Origin of the sequence: Mesorhizobium sp. 2RAF45, assembly GCF_052115225.1 — a bacterium.
In the GTDB taxonomy this organism is placed as follows: Bacteria; Pseudomonadota; Alphaproteobacteria; order Rhizobiales; family Rhizobiaceae; genus Mesorhizobium; species Mesorhizobium jarvisii.
Map to the genome: position 1 here is coordinate 1 of NZ_JBFRGG010000018.1, position 21,114 is coordinate 21,114.

The 21,114-nt window shown below is 60.6% G+C and carries 18 protein-coding genes; 17 read left to right on the forward strand and 1 reads right to left on the reverse strand.

The features are described from left to right. Positions 1-915, forward strand: a 915-nt coding sequence (locus tag AB4Z43_RS29890) for a 3-keto-5-aminohexanoate cleavage protein (RefSeq protein WP_441940361.1), incomplete at its 5' end; no start/stop codon positions are given. 115 nt (positions 916-1,030) lie between these two features. Here AB4Z43_RS29890 and AB4Z43_RS29895 read toward each other — a convergent pair. Then, a complete protein-coding gene (locus AB4Z43_RS29895) occupies positions 1,031-2,038 on the reverse strand; it encodes a GntR family transcriptional regulator (protein WP_019860229.1) in 1,008 nt (335 codons plus the stop codon). Positions 2,039-2,669: 631 nt separating this feature from the next. Between AB4Z43_RS29895 and AB4Z43_RS29900 the strand changes: the two genes are divergently transcribed. From AB4Z43_RS29900 to AB4Z43_RS29975, 16 genes are all read left to right on the forward strand, one after another. Continuing rightward, on the forward strand, positions 2,670-3,746 hold the full coding sequence (locus tag AB4Z43_RS29900; protein ID WP_441940440.1) for an ABC transporter ATP-binding protein: 1,077 nt from the start codon (positions 2,670-2,672) through the stop codon (positions 3,744-3,746). 47 nt (positions 3,747-3,793) lie between these two features. Beyond that, positions 3,794-4,693, forward strand: a complete 900-nt coding sequence (locus AB4Z43_RS29905) for an ABC transporter permease (protein WP_019860227.1) — start codon at positions 3,794-3,796, stop codon at positions 4,691-4,693. A gap of 2 nt (positions 4,694-4,695) precedes the next feature. Further along, positions 4,696-5,541: an ABC transporter permease gene (locus AB4Z43_RS29910; RefSeq protein ID WP_441940364.1), complete on the forward strand. Its 846-nt coding sequence runs from the start codon at positions 4,696-4,698 to the stop codon at positions 5,539-5,541. Next, on the forward strand, positions 5,538-6,284 hold the full coding sequence (locus tag AB4Z43_RS29915; RefSeq protein WP_441940366.1) for an SDR family NAD(P)-dependent oxidoreductase: 747 nt from the start codon (positions 5,538-5,540) through the stop codon (positions 6,282-6,284). Before AB4Z43_RS29910 ends, AB4Z43_RS29915 begins: the two co-directional genes overlap by 4 nt. 17 nt (positions 6,285-6,301) lie before the next feature. After that, complete coding sequence (locus tag AB4Z43_RS29920) at positions 6,302-7,075, forward strand: SDR family NAD(P)-dependent oxidoreductase (RefSeq protein WP_441940442.1); 774 nt, start codon at positions 6,302-6,304, stop codon at positions 7,073-7,075. 117 nt (positions 7,076-7,192) lie between these two features. Continuing rightward, positions 7,193-8,428: an ABC transporter substrate-binding protein gene (locus tag AB4Z43_RS29925; protein WP_441940367.1), complete on the forward strand. Its 1,236-nt coding sequence runs from the start codon at positions 7,193-7,195 to the stop codon at positions 8,426-8,428. 65 nt (positions 8,429-8,493) lie between these two features. Then, positions 8,494-9,603: an ABC transporter ATP-binding protein gene (locus tag AB4Z43_RS29930; RefSeq protein WP_019860222.1), complete on the forward strand. Its 1,110-nt coding sequence runs from the start codon at positions 8,494-8,496 to the stop codon at positions 9,601-9,603. Between the two features lie 51 nt (positions 9,604-9,654). Continuing rightward, a complete protein-coding gene (locus AB4Z43_RS29935; protein ID WP_441940370.1) occupies positions 9,655-10,536 on the forward strand; it encodes a polysaccharide deacetylase family protein in 882 nt (293 codons plus the stop codon). Positions 10,537-10,578: 42 nt separating this feature from the next. After that, positions 10,579-10,911: a hypothetical protein gene (locus AB4Z43_RS29940; RefSeq protein WP_019860220.1), complete on the forward strand. Its 333-nt coding sequence runs from the start codon at positions 10,579-10,581 to the stop codon at positions 10,909-10,911. Beyond that, the gene (locus AB4Z43_RS29945; RefSeq protein ID WP_441940372.1) at positions 10,904-11,953 is read left to right on the forward strand and encodes a CobW family GTP-binding protein; all 1,050 of its coding nucleotides are present in this window, start codon (positions 10,904-10,906) and stop codon (positions 11,951-11,953) included. The genes AB4Z43_RS29940 and AB4Z43_RS29945 overlap by 8 nt, the downstream gene beginning before the upstream one ends. A gap of 5 nt (positions 11,954-11,958) precedes the next feature. Beyond that, a complete protein-coding gene (locus AB4Z43_RS29950) occupies positions 11,959-13,179 on the forward strand; it encodes an ABC transporter substrate-binding protein (protein ID WP_038652146.1) in 1,221 nt (406 codons plus the stop codon). A gap of 21 nt (positions 13,180-13,200) precedes the next feature. Continuing rightward, complete coding sequence (locus AB4Z43_RS29955; RefSeq protein ID WP_276315418.1) at positions 13,201-14,574, forward strand: amidase; 1,374 nt, start codon at positions 13,201-13,203, stop codon at positions 14,572-14,574. Positions 14,575-14,642: 68 nt separating this feature from the next. Continuing rightward, complete coding sequence (locus AB4Z43_RS29960; RefSeq protein WP_038644738.1) at positions 14,643-15,611, forward strand: cyclase family protein; 969 nt, start codon at positions 14,643-14,645, stop codon at positions 15,609-15,611. A 324-nt stretch (positions 15,612-15,935) separates the two neighbouring features. Beyond that, positions 15,936-16,916 (forward strand): helix-turn-helix domain-containing protein, encoded by a 981-nt coding sequence (locus tag AB4Z43_RS29965; protein ID WP_441940375.1) that lies wholly within the window; start codon positions 15,936-15,938, stop codon positions 16,914-16,916. Positions 16,917-17,018: 102 nt separating this feature from the next. Continuing rightward, positions 17,019-19,046, forward strand: a complete 2,028-nt coding sequence (locus AB4Z43_RS29970; RefSeq protein ID WP_441940377.1) for a hydantoinase/oxoprolinase family protein — start codon at positions 17,019-17,021, stop codon at positions 19,044-19,046. A gap of 3 nt (positions 19,047-19,049) precedes the next feature. Beyond that, positions 19,050-21,017: a hydantoinase B/oxoprolinase family protein gene (locus AB4Z43_RS29975; RefSeq protein WP_441940379.1), complete on the forward strand. Its 1,968-nt coding sequence runs from the start codon at positions 19,050-19,052 to the stop codon at positions 21,015-21,017. Positions 21,018-21,114: the final 97 nt, after the last annotated feature.

Below are 21,114 nucleotides of genomic sequence, written 5' to 3' on the forward strand. Positions count from 1 at the left end.
ATCATCACCTGTGCCGTCACCGGCGGCATCCACACGCCGACCATGTCGGATGCGCTGCCTTTCACGCCGGACGACATTGCCCGCCAGTCGATCGAAGCGGCCGAGGCAGGTGCCTCGATCCTGCATCTGCACGCACGCGATCCGAAGGATGGCCGTCCAACGCCGGACCCGGCGGTGTTCATGCAGTTCCTGCCGCGCATCAAGCAGGCGACCGACGCGGTCATCAACGTCACCACCGGCGGCGGCCTCAACATGAGCGTCGAGCAGCGGCTGGCCGCTCCTCTCTTGGCCAAGCCGGAAATGTGCTCGCTCAACATGGGCTCGATGAATTTCGGCATCTACCCGCTCGCCGACCGCTATTCGTCGTGGAAGTATGAGTGGGAGGAACCGTATCTGCGCGGCACTGACGACTTCATCTTTCGCAACACGTTTCGCGACATCGAGCGCATCCTGAAATTGCTCGGAGACGGCCACGGCACCAGGTTCGAGCATGAATGCTACGATGTCGGCCATCTCTACAGTCTGGCGCATTTCGTCGATCGCGGCCTGGTGAAGCCGCCTTTCTTCGTCCAGATGATCTTCGGCATTCTCGGCGGCATCGGCCCCGACATGGACAATCTCACCTTCATGAAGCACAAGGCCGACAAGCTGTTCGGTTCGGACTATCGCTGGTCGGTGCTGGCTGCCGGCCGCTTCCAGATGCCATTCGCCACCCAGGCCGCCATGCTCGGCGGTTCGGTGCGGGTCGGGCTGGAGGACTCGCTTTATATCGGCCGCGGCAAGCTTGCGGGCTCGAACGCCGAACAGGTTCGCAAGATCCGCGCCATCCTGACCGAACTCGGCCACGAGATCGCCACCCCGTCGGAGGCCCGCGCGATACTGGGATTGAAGGGCGGCGATCTGGTTGGCTTTTGAGACCGCGCCGCGGTTGGATCGCATTCGCGCCAACCGTCGAACAGACGAGCACCAAGGATATGAGGTGATCGGTACGCTGTTCAGCGCCGTGAACATGAAGATAGTTATCGTCCGGCTACTCGACTCGCGTCAGGTAACCGGCGGTCACACTCGGGCCTGGAATGATCGCGACGATTTTCATCTGGGCAATCATGCGTTTCATCGCCGCGTCGAGATGCGTTTCCAGCATCGCGGCGGCTGCTGTCACCGCACCGCGGATGAGAAGCTCCACAATCAGGCGCAGTTCGGTGATGACCGTCGGATCACCGGGAAGCCCGAGCTTGCGCAGCAGTCGCTCGGACGCGCCGACGGGAAGCAGGTTGTTGCGAATGAGCTCGCGCAATTGCTCGTTCTCCGTGGTCAGTATGCAGGTTTCGATCAGCCGCGTTTGAAGCTCCTCGATGTTCTTCAGGTGATCGGTGGTATCCAGTTCCTCAAGGGTCACAAGCTGGCTGAAGAGCTTTGTCAGTCTGTCGCGGTCGATGAGCGGCGCACCCGCCAGCAGCGACGACGGCTCCAGCATGCGGCGGAGCGCAAAGTGATCCTTGATCGTCTGGGCGGTGAGGGGGCCGGCCATCCAATGGGAACTCTGGTTCTTGCGCACGAGGCCACGTTCCTGCAGGCGGCTGAGGACGTCTCGCACCACCGTACGGCTGACATTGAAGTGATTGGCGATTTCTATCTCGATGATCCGGTACTTGCCGAAAACGACGCAGCCGGCGACGTCGGCTTCGACCGTGTTGTAGATGCGCTCCCAGGACGAGCGGCTCTGAAGCGCTTCATCGGCATGCTGCAGAACGACAAGGCCGAGCGACTTTATGTCGGTGCGGTTGGGCACGACATCGCGACCTTGCGGGCCGACAAGAAAACCTCTGCCCTTGAAGCGATGGACAAGGCCTTCGGCTTCGAGGCGTAGAAGTGCGCGCTGAACGGGAGCCCGAGAGATCTGAAGGATTTCCGCGATCGGTCCTTCAAGAAGAACCAGCCCGCGAGGAAGCAACCCGTCCTTAATATTGTTGCGCAGCACATCTTCTGCAATTTCGTAGCGCCGCTGCGTGTTCTGGCCTGCATTGCTGCGTGTCATGGCGAGAGGCGTTCTCCGTCTTTGACCCTGATGAGAACAGGAAATTGGATGCCTGTGTGTACGCTATTTTGCGAACGTTTCACATCGACAAATAATGACTTTTGCATACAAAATCTGAAAAGCCAGAGCGGCAACGCCAAAATTTTCGGCGCGCGTATAGTTGGCATGGCGCTTGCTTTGAACCCATGGCAGTCAGCGAATCTGCGCTTGAGAGTGAGGTTCGTGCCGTAAATTTAGGCTCTGTTTGCACCAAACAGGCAGCGTTTTCGCATTGCCTGGGCATAAATTGTTGCTCCGTTACAAGCCTATTGATCATTTCGATAGGGGAAAGCCGTTTGTGAAATGTCGATGCAGGCGCCAGCGCCGGTCAGCCATTTGACGCGATGCGCTCAAAATAGCGAAATGTTAAAAAGCCTATTGAATACAAAAATCATTTATGTCATAAATTTTGAAGCGGATGCCGGAAGAAGCATCCCGAGGTGGATGAGCACAACCACAAGAAACGGATTGCTTCAATGCGCGCAGATCATGCGCGCAACCGCTATCGGCTTGCCCGTTCGCGGAAACGTTTCCGCGTCACCACGCGGTGACGTAAGCGACAGTTTACTTGCGAGAAACCGGCAGGGAAATCGTGGCGGCAGTTTTGCAGCTCTCTCAGGTGACAAAGGCGTACGGCGCGCTGCGGGCGCTCGACGGCATCGATATCTCGCTGCCGGACAATGCCTACATCTCGCTTCTCGGTCCGAGTGGATCGGGCAAGACAATCCTGTTACGCGTGATTGCCGGCTTCGAGGCTCCCGATAGCGGCAGCATCCTTTTCAAGGGCGAACGCGTCGAAGCGGTTCCGCCGCATCGCCGCAACATCGGCTTCGTGTTCCAGAATTTCGCTCTGTTCCCGCACCTGTCCGTCGCGGGTAACATAGCTTTCGGTCTGGAGAACCGGGAATTGAATCCAATCACGGATTCGGCCGTCGTTCGCGCCAGGGTCAAGGATATCGTCGCTCTGGTCGGTCTGACCGGTCTTGAAGACCGAGGCGTCGCGCAGATTTCAGGCGGCCAGCGTCAGCGCGTGGCGCTGGCCCGAACATTGATAACCGAGCCGTCGCTGGTCCTGCTGGACGAGCCGCTTGGCGCGCTCGATGCCAATTTGCGCACGCGCATGCGCGCCGAGCTGCGGGCGATCCGCGAGCGCTGCGGCGTAACGTTTCTGCATGTGACCGGCAGCGAAACCGAGGCACTGGCAATGGGTGACACCGTACTCGTGCTGGATCGCGGACGCATCGCGCAGGCTGACGACGCCGACACCGTCTACAACCGGCCGCGGTCCGCGGCCGTGGCACGATTTCTCAATTGCTACAATCTTTTCGAGGGACAGCTCTCGAAGGACGATTTCATCAGTCCGGTGGGAAGGTTTCCGTTGCAGGGGCAGAAGGCCGATGTGCGCGGTCAACCAGCCTATGCCATCCGTTACGATCGGATCTCCGTCAGGCCGCTCGCGGCCCCTGTTACAGCGGAGGAAGTCCGCATCGAGGGCACGTTCATCGCCGACGAGTATTCGGGCGCGGCCATCAATTCGTTTTTCTCGCTCGATGACGGGCGCGTGATCGAGGTCGAGTCCCATCTCAGCCAGGCCGCGCCACAGACCTGTGTGCCGCACGGCCGCTACGCCCTCGTCTGGAAACGCCTGAATGCACTTGTCTATGCATGAAACGCGCTTGGGTCCTGTGTCTGCCTGCGGAATGGAGATTGTGAACGATGGCGATGACTGCCGCCACGGCTGAACCGGCGTCCGCCGACCGGCCCGCAAGGAAAATGCCCGACAGGACGTTGTGGCTGCTTGCGCCTGGCGTGATCTGGATGGTTCTTTTTCTCGTCGTGCCGATTCTGATGATGGTTTACGTCTCGTTCTGGACGCAGACCACATTTGCGATCACGCCGACGCTGACGATCAAGAGCTGGGTGATGTTTTTCTCCAGCGACACCTATCTCAGCGCGCTTTGGACGACAATTCGCATCTGGCTCATCGTCCTGGCGGCAACCCTGATCGTCGGTTATCCGGCTGCCCTGTTCGTCGGGCTGTTCGTGCGCAACAAGACCGTGCAGACGGTGCTCTTGGTGCTCTGTGTCATTCCGTTCTGGACGTCGTTTCTGATCCGCGTTCTTGCCTGGCGTCCGATGCTCGGCAAGGAGGGCGCAATCAACCTCATTCTTCAGGGTGTCGGGCTCATCAACAAGCCGATCGAGGTGCTGCTGTTTTCCGAGCTGTCGGTCATTATCGGCATGACGCAGATCTATTGCGTGTTCATGGTCGGGCCGATCGCCTTCATGATGGGCCGCATCGACCAAAGCGTCATTGAAGCCGCGCAGGACCTCGGTGCCGGCTTCTGGCGGATTTTCCGCACCATCATCCTGCCGTTGTCGATGCCAGGCGTCGTGGTCGGCGCGATCTTCGTGTCCGTGATGGTGCTTGGCGAATTCGCGACGTCCGCGGCCTTGTCCGGCCGCAAGGTCAATCTCCTGGGCAACATCATCGTGACGCAGGTCGGGTCGCTGAAATGGGCCTTCGCGGCGGTCGCGGGTGTGATCCTGACCATCCTGATGGGCATCGTCGTGGCTGCGCTGCTGCGTGTGGTCGATCTCAGGAAGGAGCTCTGATCATGCAGGCAAGCGGCACGAAGCTGGTTCTTGGCATCTACACGACACTGTTCCTCGTGTTCCTTTACGGTCCGATGGTGGTTCTCGCGATCCTGTCCTTCCAGACAGGACCGGAAGGCGGTCCGCAATTTCCGATCATCGAATGGTCGATCTATTGGTACAAGCATCTGTTTGGCATGACGCCGCCGACGCGCATCGCGCCGTTGCCGATCGAGGAGGCGCTCGTCCGCTCGCTCGTCCTGGCGGTGATGACGATGATCGTCTCGACCGTTCTCGGGGTCACCTCGGCACAGGCATTCCGCAAGAAATTCACCGGCTCCGGTTTTGCTTTCTACCTGATCGTGCTCGGCATGATGGTGCCCGGTGTGCTGGTCGGGCTCGGCATGGCGCTGATCGCCAATGCACTGGGTATCGACCGGCACTGGTGGGGGACGACCTTCGTGCTACACGTCGTCTACACCTATCCCTTCGCGTTCCTGGTGATGCTGGCAATCCTCAACCGCTTCGACCAGAACGTCGAGGAGGCCTCCTGGTCGCTTGGCGTGTCGCCGGTGAAAACGTTCCGCAAAGTGACGTTTCCGCTGATCTTTCCGGGCGTCCTCTCGGCCATGCTGTTCGCCTTCACGCTGTCCTACGACGAGTTTTCGCGCACCCTGTTTGCGTCGGGCCGTGACCTGACGTTGCCACTCGCAATCTACGGAACGTTCTCGGTGGAGGTCCATCCGAACGTCTTTGCGTTCGGTGTGCTGACGACGCTGTTCTCCTTCGCACTGCTTGGCACCTATGCGGCGCTGATGATGCTGTCGATCCGCCGTGCCCGCCGGGTGGCCATCCAGGAGGAGGCATGATGCCCGGCGAGACAGCGAGCGCAATCGTAACCGGCGCCGGTTCCGGGATCGGCAGGGCAATAGCCATCCGGCTCGCCGCAGATGGCTACGCCGTACTGGTCAACGACCTCGATCTCGGGCGCGCCCAAGCGGTGGTTTCGGAGATTGCCGTCTCTGGCGCAAAGGCTGTAGCTGCCGCCGGCAACGTCTCATCCGAAGTGGACGCAAGGGCCATCCATGCGGCGGCCGTGGCGGCCTTCGGCGACACGGACCTGCTGATCAACAATGCCGGCATCGTGCATCAGTCGCTGTTTGAAAATCTCGAAATAGCGGATTTCGACCGGATGTTTGCGGTGCATGTCCGCGGAACCTTCCTGATGACGAAGATGGTTCTGCCGGCGATGCTGAAGGCCGGCAAGGGCGCCGTCATCAATGTCGCGTCGCAGCTTGGCCAGGTCGGGGGTATCGAGCTTTCGCATTACGCGGCCGCCAAATCCGCGATCATTGGCATGACCAAGTCGCTGGCCCGTGAGGTGTCGAGCCGCGGCGTGCGCGTCAATGCGGTTGCGCCTGGGCCCATCAACACACCGCTTGTTCGGGAACTGTCGCAGGAATGGCGCACCCGCAAGGCATCCGAGCTCCCGCTTGGCCGTTTCGGCGAGCCTGAGGAGGTGGCGGCAACCGTTGCCTTTCTTGCGTCGCCGCAGGCCAGCCTGTTTGTCGGACAGACGCTCGGTCCGAATTCCGGCGACGTGATGCTGTGAGCGAGGACATGACGATCATGACTGACACGCTGCTCTCTTCCCGTGTTGTTCTCATCACCGGCGCTGGCATCGGCATCGGGCATGCGACAGCCAAGGCCTTCGCGGCACTTGGCGACCATGTCGTCGTCACCGATGTGCTGGATCGCGAGGGCAACGACACGGTCGAGGCCATCCGGATGGCTGGTGGTTCGGCTGAATTCCATGCGCTGGACGTGCGTTCGACGTCCGCCGTCGATGCGCTGGTCGCCAATGTGGAGGCGCGTCTGGGCCGGATCGACGTAGTCGTTGCCAATGCCGGTATCGCCCACAGGGCGCCGCTCGAAACGCTTGACGACGACAAGTGGGACCTGACGTTCGATATCGATCTGAAGGGTATCTTCCGCGTTGCGCGTGCTGCGGTCCCCGCAATGAAGGCACGAAGATCCGGCGCCATCGTCGCGCTCTCCTCGATCATGGGGACGTCCTACGGCTGGGACGAGCATGTGCACTATTCCGCCGCCAAGGCCGGCGTCGTCGGCCTGGTGCGCGCCCTTGCCGTGGAACTCGCCCGTGACGGCATCCGCGTCAACGGCATGGCGCCTGGCTACATCCGCACCGCCCAGCTGCTGTCGGAGGAAAATTCGCTGGGCGCGGCGGGCGCCGAAGCCGCCGGCACCTTCATTCCAATGGGGCGCATCGGCGAACCCGAGGAAATCGCAGACGTGATCACGTTCCTTGCATCACACGGCGCGAGATACATGACCGGTCAGACGCTGGTCGTGGACGGCGGCCTCCTTGTGGGCAGGTACTAGCACACGACGTCCTCCGAAAATCCTCAACGGCCTTTCGGAATTATTCGCCAGAGCAACGGATCAGGGTGTCCACAAGGGGACGCTCCGGGGAACACAAGAACAACTGGAGACAAAGCAATGTCAGTTTCGTCAGAAATCAATCGTCGTTCACTGTTGAAGCGTTCCGCGGGCGCCATGGCGCTTGCGATGGGAGGCGGTACGCATTTCCTGTCTTCAAGCGCCGCTTATGCGCAAAGCACAGCACTTGCGTCCGAGCAGCTGCGCACCATCGGTCTTTCGGTGACCGTTCAGGAACGCATCCTGGCCGACTTCAAAAAGGCAAGCGGCGTCGGCTCGACCTCGGGCACGGCGGCAACCTTCCCGGATGCGCAGACCAAGATCCTGTCCGGCTCCAAGGACTATGACGTCTGGGAAACCATTGGCGAGCGTCTGCCGTCCGTCGTCATGACCGACAATGCCGATCCGATCGCGACGTCGGCGCTGAAGAACTGGTCGAACATCCGTGACATCTTCAAGAAGCCCGATCCGAAGTGGCCTGCCTCGGCGCAGATCGTCGGACAGATCTGGACCGACGACACACAGACGGCGTTGTGGATGGTGCCTTCGGTCTTCAACTTCGATTCCGTTGGCTACAATCCCGACATCATTTCCGAGGAAGAAGCAAACAGCTGGACGGCGATTTTCGATTCCAAGTGGAAGGGCAAGTCCGGCCTCAACACCGACCCATTGACCGCTTTCGGCCAAGCCGTGATGGCGATGAACACGCTTGGCCTCTCGGATGTGAAGAACCCGGGCAATGCATCGGCGGCCGAGATCGACGAAGCTGCGAAATTCCTGATTTCCAAGAAGAAGGACGGCCAGTTCCGCGCACTTTGGGGCGATTTCGGCGAACTCGTCAACTTCCTCGCCTCCGGCGAAATCGTCGTGTGCGACGCCTGGCAGCCGGCCGTCATGGCTGTCAAGGCACAGGGCAAGGCGTGCAAATACGCCATTCCCAAGGAAGGCTATCGCGGCTGGTCGATCGGCAACACCATGCTGAAGGGCACGCCGAACAAGGCTGCCGTCGAAGCTTACGCCGACTACTGGCTGTCGGGTCCTCCGGGCATCATCGTTTCCGAGCAGGGCTACTATTCGCCGACGACCAACATCAAAGAGGTCATGTCGCCGGAAAAATATGCCTTCTGGTATGAAGGCAAGCCTTGGGTCGGCGCCACGGAGCGCGGCATCAAGGAAGGCGATCTGCGTGACGGCGGTTCACTCGAAACGCGCGCGGCCAACGTCGCCTACTGGCACCAATGGCCGGAAGAATATGATCACCTGGTGCAGAAGTGGGATGAGTTCCTGAGCGCCTGATATCTGACGGGGCGGGCGATCAGCCTTGCTTGCCCGCCCCACCCCTTTTTTGCGAAGCGAGTGCGATGATTTACGATCTCGAACTGTACAGGATTGGCAAGGTTTACGACAGCGGCACGCCAGCCGTGATCGACTTCAACCTGTCCGTCAGCAAGGGCGAGTTCATCGCTTTCCTCGGCCCGTCGGGCTGCGGCAAGACAACGACCCTGCGAATGATCGCCGGGTTCGAGAGCATTTCCTCCGGCGACATGATGGTCAAGGGCGTTCGCATCAACGACATGCGGCCTGCCGACCGCCCGACATCAATGATCTTTCAGAACTACGCCTTGTTCCCGCACATGACGGTCCGCCGCAATGTCGGCTATGGCCTCGAGGTCAAGGGGATGGCGAAGGCCGAGCGTGACGCCAAGGTCGATCGCATGCTTTCGAAGCTTGGTCTGGACGATATTGCCGAGAAAAAAACCGACAGGCTTTCCGGCGGCCAGCGCCAGCGCATCGCGCTCGCCCGCGGCCTGGTGGTCGAGCCGGATATTCTTCTTCTGGACGAGCCGCTGGGCGCGCTCGATGCCAATCTGCGCAAAGCCATCCAGAACGAGTTGAAGCTGCTGCAAAGGACGCTTGGCATCACCTTCGTGTTCGTGACGCATGCGCAGTCGGAAGCCCTGGCGCTCTCCGATCGCGTCGTGGTGATGAACCAGGGCCGGGTCGAACAGATCAGCCCGCCGCATCAGCTCTATACGCGTCCCAACACCCCGTTTGTTGCCCGGTTTATCGGCCGCAACACGATCTTCACTGGCGCGGTCAGGGGCATTGAAGACGGGCGCACCATAGTCGACACGCCACTTGGAACGCTTGCCGGCAGCGCCAATGGCGACATGAGCCCTGGCGCCGCGGTCAATGTCGTCATTCCGGCCGAAGCCATGGAAGTTCATACATTGAGCAGCGTCACCCGCGCTGCGATCTCCAGGCAGTCTGGCGGCAATGTCATCGACGCCAAAGTCAGCCGCTTCGATGTCGTCGGCCACATTTCCCATCTTTCGGTCGAGTTGCCGGATGGGCGGGCGATCGCGCTCGAGGCACATATCGACAAGTATCCGCCTGGCGTCTTTCCCGAGGGATCGGACATCCTGCTTGCCTGGAACCCGGGTCAGGCAACAGTCATCCCGGCGACCTGAAAGACCATCGAGCCCATAAAATGGACCGGAAAACCTCAAGGAGAAAATGACGTGGCTAAGGAAATTCTGTGCAGCTTTGGCATCGATGTCGATGCAGTGGCCGGTTGGCTCGGGTCTTATGGCGGCGAGGATTCGCCAGACGATATTTCACGCGGCCTGTTTGCCGGCGAAGTCGGCAGCATGCGCCTTTTGAAACTGTTCGAACGGTTCGGCATCAAGACCACATGGTTCATTCCCGGTCACTCGATCGAGACGTTCCCGGAACAGATGCAGGCCGTGGCGGACGCAGGCCATGAAATCGGTATCCACGGCTACACCCACGAAAACCCGATCGCGATGACACGCGAACAGGAGATCGAGGTCCTCGACAAGTGCATCGAACTGGTGACGAAACTGTCCGGCAAACGCCCGACCGGCTATGTGGCGCCATGGTGGGAGTTTTCCACCGTCACCAACGAACTGCTGCTGGAGCGCGGCATCAAGTACGATCACTCGCTGATGCACAATGATTTCACACCGTATTACGTGCGTGTCGGCGACAGCTGGACCAAGATCGACTATTCCAAAAAGCCCGCCGACTGGATGGTGCCGCTGAAGCGCGGCCATGAAACGGACCTGATCGAAATCCCGGCATCCTGGTATCTCGACGATCTGCCGCCGATGATGTTCATCAAGAAGTCACCCAACAGTCATGGCTTCGTCAATCCGCGCGATATCGAGGACATATGGAAGGCGCAGTTCGACTGGGTCTATCGCGAAATGGACTACGCGGTCTTCCCGATCACCATCCATCCCGATGTCGCCGGCAGGCCACAGGTCCTGATGATGCTGGAACGGCTCTATGCCCATATAAGCAGTCATCCCGGCGTCAAATTCGTTACGATGAACGAGATCGCCGATGATTTCGCCAAGCGCTTTCCGCGTCGGAAATAAGGCCGATAGTGCCAGCGCCTTGTCCGTCCTGAGGTCTTTGTCATGTGTTCGCTGTGCGGAATTCTCGGAAGCAATGAGCATTGGACCGATGCGGTTGCACGTCCGGGCGTGTTCACGCGCAACACCGAGCGTGTCGACCGCCGCCGGGAGAGGGCGAAGCGCGTCCGTATCGCCAGCCGTATTCTCACCGAGTTCGGCCTGACCCTGTCGGACTGGCAGGGCAGCTCGTTCCTTCTGTCTACCCGCACGGGCAAGACGGAGATGGTCGAGGATCTTGGACATCTGTGGCCGCTGGCGGAAAAGATATCCGGCCGCGTCTGCGATCCGCTGTCTCATGCTCTGATCGAGAGGCTGGAGGGCGGCGGCGATGCCTGATACCTTCCCCGACTTCACGCCGGTCAATCTGCTGACCGGGTTTCTGGGTTCCGGCAAGACCACGCTGCTGCACCGTCTGCTGCAGGATCCGGCCCTGTCCGATACAGCGGTGCTGATCAACGAGTTCGGTGAAGTCGGTCTTGACCATCATCTGCTGGAGCGGATCGATGACACCATGGTGCTGCTGCAATCAGGCTGCGTGTGCTGCACCATCCGGGGCGAACTGGCGCAGGCGATGCGCGACCTGCAGTCCAAGCGCGAGCGCGGCATCGTGCCGCCCTTCCGGCGGCTGATCATGGAGAGCACCGGGCTTGCCGATCCGTTCCCGATTTTGTCCACCCTCAAATCCGATCCTGTGCTGCGCCATCATTTCAAGGCGGCGAATGTGATCACCACGCTTGATGCAGTCAATGGCCTGGCACAGCTCGAAACCCATGGCGAATCGGTGCGGCAGGCGGCAATCGCCGATGCGATCGTTTTGACCAAGACCGACCTGACCGACGAGCCGGCGGTTGCCCGGCTTATGCAGCGCGTGCGCCGGATCAATCCGGATGCTCCCTTTGTCGATGCGCATGGCGATCACTTCGATATCGATCGTCTGTTGAGCGGGGCATCGGGTTCGGGTGAGGGCGCGCCTGCAAGGAGCGGCTTTTATTGCGAGGAGCCGGTGTCCGTCATTGGCGAAGCCGGCAGCGCCCATCAAAAGCCGGTGCATTCCTTCGTCATGACCATCGACGCGCGTATCGACTGGACCGCTTTCGGACTGTGGTTGACCATGCTGCTCAACAGGCACGGCGACAAGGTTCTGCGGGTCAAGGGCATCCTCAACATCGAGGGAGAGGACAACCCCGTCGCCATTCACGGCGTCCAGCATCTCGTCCATCCCCCTGTTCACATGACGGGATGGCCATCCGATGATCGCCGCTCCCGCATCGTTTTCATTGTTGACGGACTGGATGCCGATTTGATCCGACGCTCCTTTTCAGCCTTCAATCGGCTCGGGCTGCCGCAACCCGCAGCCGACATCACCGAGACCGCGTAGAGGCCATGACCAAGCATCACAAGCCATCGGCGCTTTCGTCGCCAGCGGTTCACACAGAGGGTCGGCCGAAGCTTCGCATTCTCGGCACCGCCATTTCCCTGCTGGAGGAACTGCGGCTCGGCGCCGAGCGCGATCTCGGCATGGACATCGAATTCGACAATCAGGATTTCATGACGGCGCAGCACAAGGCGGCGCTGGAGCCGGACACCTATGATATTTACGACCAGTGTTTTCACAATCTCGATATCGTCTGGTACTGGCGCGCGGTGCAGCCGATCGATATCGACCGCATCGGTCTTTGGGATGAAATCACCGATCTGACCAAGACGGGGCGCATCGGTCCGAACGCGCGGATCGGCCAGGGCGATGCGCCGGTCACCAAGCTTTTCGTACAACCGAACCTTGCCTTGGACGAAAAGCCGTCGCGCTGGATTTCCATGCTGCCGACGACCCACAATTTCGACAGCTTCGCCTACAGTCCCGAGGTCGTAAGGAAAAACTCCGCGCGAATGAACTCGTGGGCAGCGCTGCTCAACGAGGAGTTTCACGGACACGCGGCGCTGGTCAACGAGCCGGCGATCGGCATTTTCGACGCGGCGCTGGCAGCCCAGGCGGCGGGCCTGATGACATTCAAAAATCTCGGCAACATGTCGGTCGAGGAGATCGACAAGCTGATGGATATTCTGGAGGCACGCAAGAAATCCGGATTTTTCAAGGGGTTCTGGAGGTCTGCCGAAGATGCCGCAGACCTGATGACCTGCGGCGACGCCGTGATCGAAAGCATGTGGTCGCTCGGCATCAGCAAGCTGGATCTGCGCGGCGTTCCCGTGGAGCTGGCAAATCCGGTGGAAGGCTACCGCGCGTGGCATGGCGGGCTATGCCTGTCCAAGCGGCTGAACGGACGCATGCTGGACGCGGCCTACGAATATCTGAACTGGTGGCTGTCAGGATGGCCGGGCGCCGTGGTCGCGCGCCAGGGCTACTACATGTCGACGCCGGAACGATCCCGGGCACACATGACGCCCGCCGAGTGGGACTACTGGTACCAGGGGCTGCCGGCGGCGAACGATCTTCCGGGACCGGATGGATTGCTTCGGGTCAAGGCGGGAGCGGTCAGAAGCGGCGGCTCCTACTGGCAGCGTGCCAATTCCATTGCCGTCTGGAACACCACCATGGACGAACACAATTATCTCGTGCGCCGCTGGATGCAATTTGTCGCGGCCTGAGCGCGCCTCAAAAAAGGAAGCATGGTCATTACACAAAAACTCAATTCCCTGTCTGTTGCCCAACTCTCGGTGATGATCCAGTCCGGTGCGGTGGACCCGGTCGAAGTGGCCGAGGCGACGTTCGACGCAATTGCCGCTCATGCCGATCCGGCTGTTTTCATCAGCCTGTTGCGCGACCGGGCAATGAGCGAGGCGGGTGCTGCCTCACGCCGGATCAGGGATGGCCGTTCACTTGGCCTTCTCGATGGCATTCCGGTTGCCTGGAAGGACCTGTTCGACATCACCGGTCTGGCGACGACGGCGGGCTCCAAGGTTCTTGCCCATACTGCGCCGGCCCTCGACGATGCCGATGTGGTTTCGCATTTGAAAGCCGCGGGCATGGTTGCCATCGGCCGCGTCAACATGAGCGAGTTTGCGTTTTCGGGGCTCGGTATCAATCCCCATTACGGCACACCGAAAAACCCCAGAAGTACGGATGTGCCGCGCATTCCGGGCGGCTCCTCGTCGGGCTCTGGCGTTGCTGTCGCGGCCGGTCTGGTTCCGGTCTCGATCGGAACCGACACCGGCGGCTCCGTGCGCATCCCGGCCGCTTTCAACGGGATTGTCGGATACAAGGCCACCCGCGGGCGCTACTCGATGCGTGGCGTCTTTCCGCTGGCGCTGAGCCTTGATGCGCTGGGGCCGCTCTGCCGCACGGTACAGGATGCCGTCTGGATCGATGCCGCCATGCGCGGCTTGTCGGCACCCTCGATAGGCCGAGGCACCCTCCAGGGACTGACCATCGTGATCCCGCAGAATGTGGTGTTCGACGATGTCCAGTCCGGCGTGTCGGACGCGTTCGAGGCCGCAACCGCCCGCCTTGCCAAGGCAGGCGTCAAAATCGTGCGGTTTGCCATTCCCGCGTTCGATGAGATTCTGGACCTGACGGCCAAGCATGGCGCGCTGGTGACGGCGGAAGCCTATGCCCTGCATCAGCAACGGCTTGCCGGCCCTGAGGCAGCCGACATGGATCCGCGCGTGGTGACCCGCACGCGGCTCGGCGCGAAGATTACCCTTGTCGACTATCTGAAAATCATCACTTCGCGCACCCGGCTGATCGGGGAGGTCGCTGGACTCGTGGATGCCGGAGCGCTGATCGCCTTCCCGACCGTCGCGCACGTGGCCCCGCCGATGGAGCCGTTGAAAACCGATGACGAGCTATTCGTCAAAACCAATATGCGCACGCTGCGCAATACGCTGCTCGGCAATTTCCTGGACTGGTGCGGCGTTTCCATACCTTGCGGCATGGGCGAGGCCGGCATGCCTGTCGGCTTCCTGCTGTCGGCGCTGCCGGCGCGCGATGAGCAACTGCTGTCGGCGGCACTTTGTGCCGAAGCGGTCATTCGCGGCGAATAGCGCTGCCGTCCAGATGAATAGGCAAGCCTTTGGTCGGGTTTTCCACCTGAAGAACAAGGAGAACGGCAATGTGCATGGCGTGTTACGTCGACGAGGCGATGAAGAGCAGAATTATTGCCTACAACGCCGAATTCCATAAGGTCACCAAGAGCCCCTACGGCAGCGACGACGAGATCGGCATGCTGAACCTCATCGATGCCGAGTCCCGCTCGGCCATCATGAGCCGCACCGATCCATCCAAGGTGTTCGATCTGTCGGTGGATCATTTCATCGGCATGCCCGGCTGGTTTGGTGCCGGCGATCAGCCATATCAGATCTGGATGACGCACACGCCGCAGGGTGAGATCGTTGCCAACGCCATGGGCGTTACCCCCGAAGCCAACAAGCTCGTCGGTTATTCCGGCGATGCGATATCGATGTACACCCATTGCGGGACCCACATCGATACCTTCAACCATTTCGGCTACAATGGTGAGATATTCAATGGCTTTACCGCGCGGGACCATCTCGGCAGCCGCGCCTGGCAAAAATGCGGACCGGAGAAATATCCGCCGATTTTTGCACGTGGCATTCTGCTGGATGTCGCGGCTCTGCACGGCGTCGATACGTTGCCGCCGAGCCATCCGATCGGCAGGGCCGATATCGAGGGCTGCCTGAAGAAGCAGGGCCTGTCGATCAAGCCTGGTGATGTCGTCCTGCTTCGTACGGGCCAAATGCTGCTGTGGCCCGACAAGGCGTTCGCCAGCAACACGCCGGGGCTTAATCGCGAAGGCGCCGAGTATCTCGCCAAGCACGGCGTGATCATGATCGGTGCCGACAATCTGACGCTGGAACAGACACCTTCGGCACATCCGGAGAATTTCTTCCCCGTTCACACCTATCTCCTGGCCGAAGCCGGCGTCCCTATTTTGGAAATGGCCCAGCTGGAGGAGCTGGCGGCGGAAAAGGTCTATGAGTTTGCCTTTTTTGGTGCCTGCATCAAGCTGCGCGGCGCCACGGGAACGCCGATGCGGCCGGTGGCGATGCCGCTTCGATAAATTGCGCGCACGCCCACGAAGCCGCGCGCTTGCAAGCAAATGTTCGCGGCCGTTCGATCGACAGCAACAGGCCAGAGCAATTCCAGGAAAAGTGTGAACGGATTTTCGTCCGGGATTGCGTCAAAACAAAGAGTTGGAGCAGTCACCGTTTCCATGAAACAGTGACTGCTTCAAGGGAACTCGAACCTCGCGCAGGCATGGGAAAGCAAGCCAACCACCAAACGGCCACATAAGTTTATTCGTTTTTGACCAATACGCGCTGGCAGATTGCTGTAATCTTCGAAAAAACACCGGGATAACCGGGCCAACCAGAAAGGTCGGGGAATGAAATACGTCGTCGATACGATCGGCGGTCCCGCAGGTGGTGATGCCTGGCAAGCCGCTGTTACCGAAGCCTATTTTCCGCTCGACACCGAGTATCGGAACCGTCGCGAATTTTCAGGTACGCTGGAAACCTTCTCCCTCGGGCTCGTCAGCGTGTCTAAAATGCGCTGCGATGCCGTAAGCTATCGTCGCCATCGCCGCCACTTCCTCAACGAGCGTGACGCCAGCCTGCTCATCACCATCCCGGAGATGTCGGAGGTGAATTTCTCGCAAGGGTCGAGAACCGTCAATTGCGGTCCGGGGGGCTTCCTCGTTGAAAGGGGAGATGCGCCTTACGAATTCTGGCATGGCAAGCCAAACGCGCTGTGGGTCCTGAAGGTGCCGTCATCGAGTGTTCGGGCGCGGATCGGATCCGCCGAACGGCTCAGTGCGCTCAGTTTCGATGCGACCCAAGGCATCGCCGCGCTCTTCCTCGACACGGTGCGCACCACGATCGGCCATGTCGATGAGATCACTGAAGCCGCTCGTGAGATGATGGGCAGGCACATCCTGGAAATGCTGTGCCTGTCGATCGTGAGCGACGATCGCGTGCTGGACAGCAGCATCTCGTCGATCCGGGCCGGACATTTGCATCGCGCCGAGCAGTATATTCGTGAAAACCTGAAGAATTTCGGCCTCGGCCCGCAGGCGGTGGCTGATGCCTGCGGCATCTCCCTGCGTTACCTGCAGGTTCTTTTTCAGGACAGCAACCAGTCGATCAACGGCTTCATCCGCGACGCCCGGCTTGAACTTTGCGCCGAGGAGCTGATGTCGGTGACCAACACCAGCAGCGTTGCCGAGATCGCTTACCGCTGGGGTTTCGCTGACCAGTCTCAGTTCTGCAAGCACTACCGGACGCGGTTCGGCTGCGCACCGACCGATACCCGTCGCGAAGCGGCGAACCGGGCAGGCCGCCCTTCGGCCTCGAGAGCGCGCCACTAGACCCGACGAATCCGGGCCATTCCACCATTTATTGCAACGTCGCCCCGGCGAGGGGCGGCGAAGGCGGGGCTTTGCCCGCAAAGACCTTGCGAAGGAACTGTCATGAGCCGAATTAGAGTTGCCGTCGATGTCGGAGGGACCTTCACTGACATCTGCATCATGGACGAAGACAGCGGCGCGATCCGCATCGAAAAGACCGCCTCCACGCCTGACGATCCCATGCAAGCCATCATGAATGGCGTGGACCAGGGCCGCATCGATCTTTCGCAGGTGACGATGTTTTCTCACGGTACGACGGTCGCCACCAATGCGTTGATCACCCGCCGCCTGCCACGCACCGCAATGGTCTGCACCGAGGGTTTCCGTGACGTTGTCGAGATCCGTCGCGCCAACAAGGAAGATCTCTGGGACACCTATAAAGATGTCGCCAAGCCCTATATCCCGCGCCGCGACCGCCTGACCGTCCGGGAACGAGTCAGTGCCGAGGGCGCGATCCTGGAAGCGCTGGACGAAGAGGCTGCGCGCCGTGCCGCCGACATTCTCAAGAAACGGCAGGTCAAGTCCATCGCCGTCTGCTTCATGAACTCCTATGTCAACGGCGCCAACGAGCGCCGCATGCGTGAGATCCTGAAGGAGGCAATGCCGGATGTGCCGGTCTCGATCTCCTCGGAAGTCATGCCGGAAATCTTCGAGCACGAACGTTTTTCCACCACCATGGCGAACGCCGTCTGCGCTCCCGTCGTCGTCGATTACGTGTCCCGTCTTGGAGAAAAACTTGCCGCGGCCGGATACAAGCGAGATCTTCTGTTGCTGCACAGCGGTGGCGGCGTCATGACACCCGCGAGCGTCAAGGATTTTTCAGCCCGGCTCGCAGGATCTGGCATCGCTGCCGGCGCGATCGCAAGCCGTTTCATCGGAAATCTCTGTGGCTTCCCGAACTCGATCGGCTTCGACATGGGCGGCACCAGCACCGACGTCTCGCTCGCATGGAACGGGGAGTCGCGCATCACAAAAGACTGGTACATTGAATTCGGATATCCGATCCGCTTTCCTTCCATCGAAGTGCTGACCATCGGTGCGGGCGGCGGGTCGCTGGCATGGCAGGACGAAGGCGGCAGCTTGCGCAACGGACCGCAGTCCGCCGGCGCCTTTCCAGGTCCGGCCTGCTACAAGAATGGCAACCGCACCGCCACCAACACCGATGCCAATGTCGTGCTCGGCCGTCTCGGAACCAGCCTTGCAGGCGGCAAGATAACTCTCGACCCCGCTCTGGCCGCCCAGGCGGTGCAGGAGACGGTGGCGGCACCCTTCGGCATGGAACTCCATCAAGCGGCCGAGGCGATCATCGCCGTCGCCAACGCCAACATGGGCAACGCCGTCCGGCTTCTTTCCATCAGCCGAGGCTATGACCCGCGCGATTTTGCACTCGTCGCATTCGGCGGTGCGGGCGCTTTGCACGGAGCGGCCGTGGCCAAGGAGCTTTCGATTCCAACCGTGATCGTACCGCCCAATCCCGGCGTCACCTCCGCGCTCGGTTGCCTTCTCGTCGACGTGCAGCACGATTTCTCCGAAAGCTTCATGGCCGATGCTTCGACTGTCTCGCCCGCCGAGATGCAGACGGCGTTTGTTCTCATGGAAAAACAGGCTGTCGAACGCCTGGCCCATGAGGGCGTGGCGCAGGAAGACATGGCGCTGCAGCGCACGGTCGAGATGATGTACCAGGGCCAGTGGCGCTCACTTGCGGTGTCGGCACCGGCGCGGATCGAGAGCATCTGCTCGTTGATCGAGGCGTTCCACAACGAGCACGAACGAGAGTTCAACTACCGCCGCGAAGAGGCGCCGGTGTCGATCTTCCGCATCGCGGTCAAGGCGATCGGCATCGTTCCGAAAGCCGAGATACCGTGGCACGAAGTAGTGCCTCATGTGCCCGAGCGCCTCGGCCGCCGCGGCGTCTGGTTCGACGGCGTATCTCACGATGCAGCCGTGTATGAACGTGATCAGCTCAGCGCCGGTGCTGCTTTCACAGGGCCTGCCATTGTCGAACAGTTCGATTCCACCACCGTGGTTCCGCCGGGAATGAGCGCGACCGTCGATGGCTTCCTGAACATTCTCATCGTGACGAAAGGCTGAGACATGACAAAGCTGATTGAAACGAACCCTGGCCTCGATCCGGTAACGTTCGAGGTGCTGAAGAACTCCTTCATCACCACCGTCGACCAGATGGCCGAACAGATGCTTCGCACCTGCTATTCCTTCGTCATCTACAACCGGGACTTTTCAAACGCCCTGCACGACGCCGATGGCAACTCCGTCGCCCAGGGCAACTACGATATCGCGGTCCACGTCGGCACACTGCACAACACGTGCAAGGAGGTGATCCGGGTCTTTGAAGGCGATATGGCACCCGGTGACGTCTACGCAATCAATGATCCTTATGCCGGCGGTACGCATTTCAGCGATGTTCGGCTCGTCCGTCCGATCTTCGACGAAGACAAACTGATCGGCTTCTCCCAGTCGAACGGCCACTGGTCGGACCTCGGCGGCTCCGTGCCGGGTTCCTTCGACGTCACCGCCCGCGACATGTTCCGCGAAGGCCTGCGGATCACGCCGTTGCGCCTTTTCCAGCGCGGCCGCTTCTGCTCCGACGTCGCCAACATGATCGCGGCCAACACACGCGATCCGGCATCGATTATTGGCGACATCCATTCCCAGGCGCAGGCGACGCAGGCGGCCGAGCGAGAACTGTTGCGGCTGGTCAAGAAGTACGGGCGACGCCAGGTCATGCGCGGTATGGAGGAGGTTCAGGACTACGTCGAACGCGCCGTGAGAAAGCGTCTCGCGGAGCTGCCCGACGGCACCTGGGAGACGGTCGACTACATCGATCGCGATCTCGGCGCTGGCGAGGGAATGATCCCGATCCGCATCAAGATGACGATCAAGGGCGACACGATCCACTACGATTTTACGGGAAGCCATTCGACCATCGCCTCGATGTACAATTCCGCGCCGGGCGCGACCTTCTCGGCCGTGGTCGCAGGTATGAAGACCTTCTTCCCGGACCTTCCACTCAACAGCGGGTTTTACCGGATGATCGAGGTGACCGCGCCGAAGAACAGCATCGTCAGCGCGGAATGGCCGGTGGCGGTGACCGGGTTCCTCATGCCATTCGAAAAGATCATGAACGCGATCTTCGAGATGTGGTCGAAGATCATGCCCCAACGCGCCATCGCCTGCGCCTTCAACCTCGAATATCTGCTGGCCGGGGGGCGGGACGCACGCAAACCCGAAAAGCCGATCTTCATGTTCTACGAATGGCTGCCTGGCGGCTGGGGCGGGCGCAACGGCAAGGATGGCGCCGATGTCACCACCGCCTGCTTCGGAACGGGCCTGATGTCGCAACCGAACGAAGGCAACGAGCGGGTCAATCCCACTCGAACGATCGAGTTCCAGATCAAGCAGGATTCAGCCGGTCCCGGCAAATGGCGCGGTGGCGTCGGCGTGCAGAAGACCTCGTTGTTGCTCGACGCCGAAAATGCCGTCATGTCCTATATTTGCGACCGCGAACGCGCCGTCGTCTGGGGCGTCGAAGGGGGGCTGCCGTCGATGCCCCACGGCTTGACCATGAAGCGCGCCGGAGAAGAGACCGAGATCTGGCTCGGCTCCGTGTTCTCAGATCACTCCGTCCACACAGGCGACCAGTTCGCGCGTCCGACGGCCGGCGGCGGTGGTTTCGGCGATCCACTGGAGCGCGAGCCTCGCAAGGTGATGGAGGACGTGATCGACGACTACGTTTCCCTGGAGCGTGCCAGGACCGACTACGGCGTGGTGATCCGCGAAATCGACCGCGACCTGTGCCAATACGAAATCGACGAGACGGCGACCGAAGCCTGCCGCGCCGACATCCGAGCGAAACGGAAGGATAGGGCACGCATGGATCCCGAGGAGGTCGCGCGCAAATACCGCTCGGGCGAGATCGATGCGCTCGATGCGGTTCGGCACTATGCCGTGATCCTCGATTGGGAGACTGGCGAACTGCTTCCCAAAACCACCGTCCAGTTCCGTGAAAGCTTTGAGAAACGGACCGTCGCCCACTGGGTCTGAGCGCTAACGAGCGCGCCGCAAACCTTGCGGGCGCTTGCGGGATGCCGCAGTTATCTGTTTTTTCGATACCATATTCAAAGAATTACTATTTCACAGG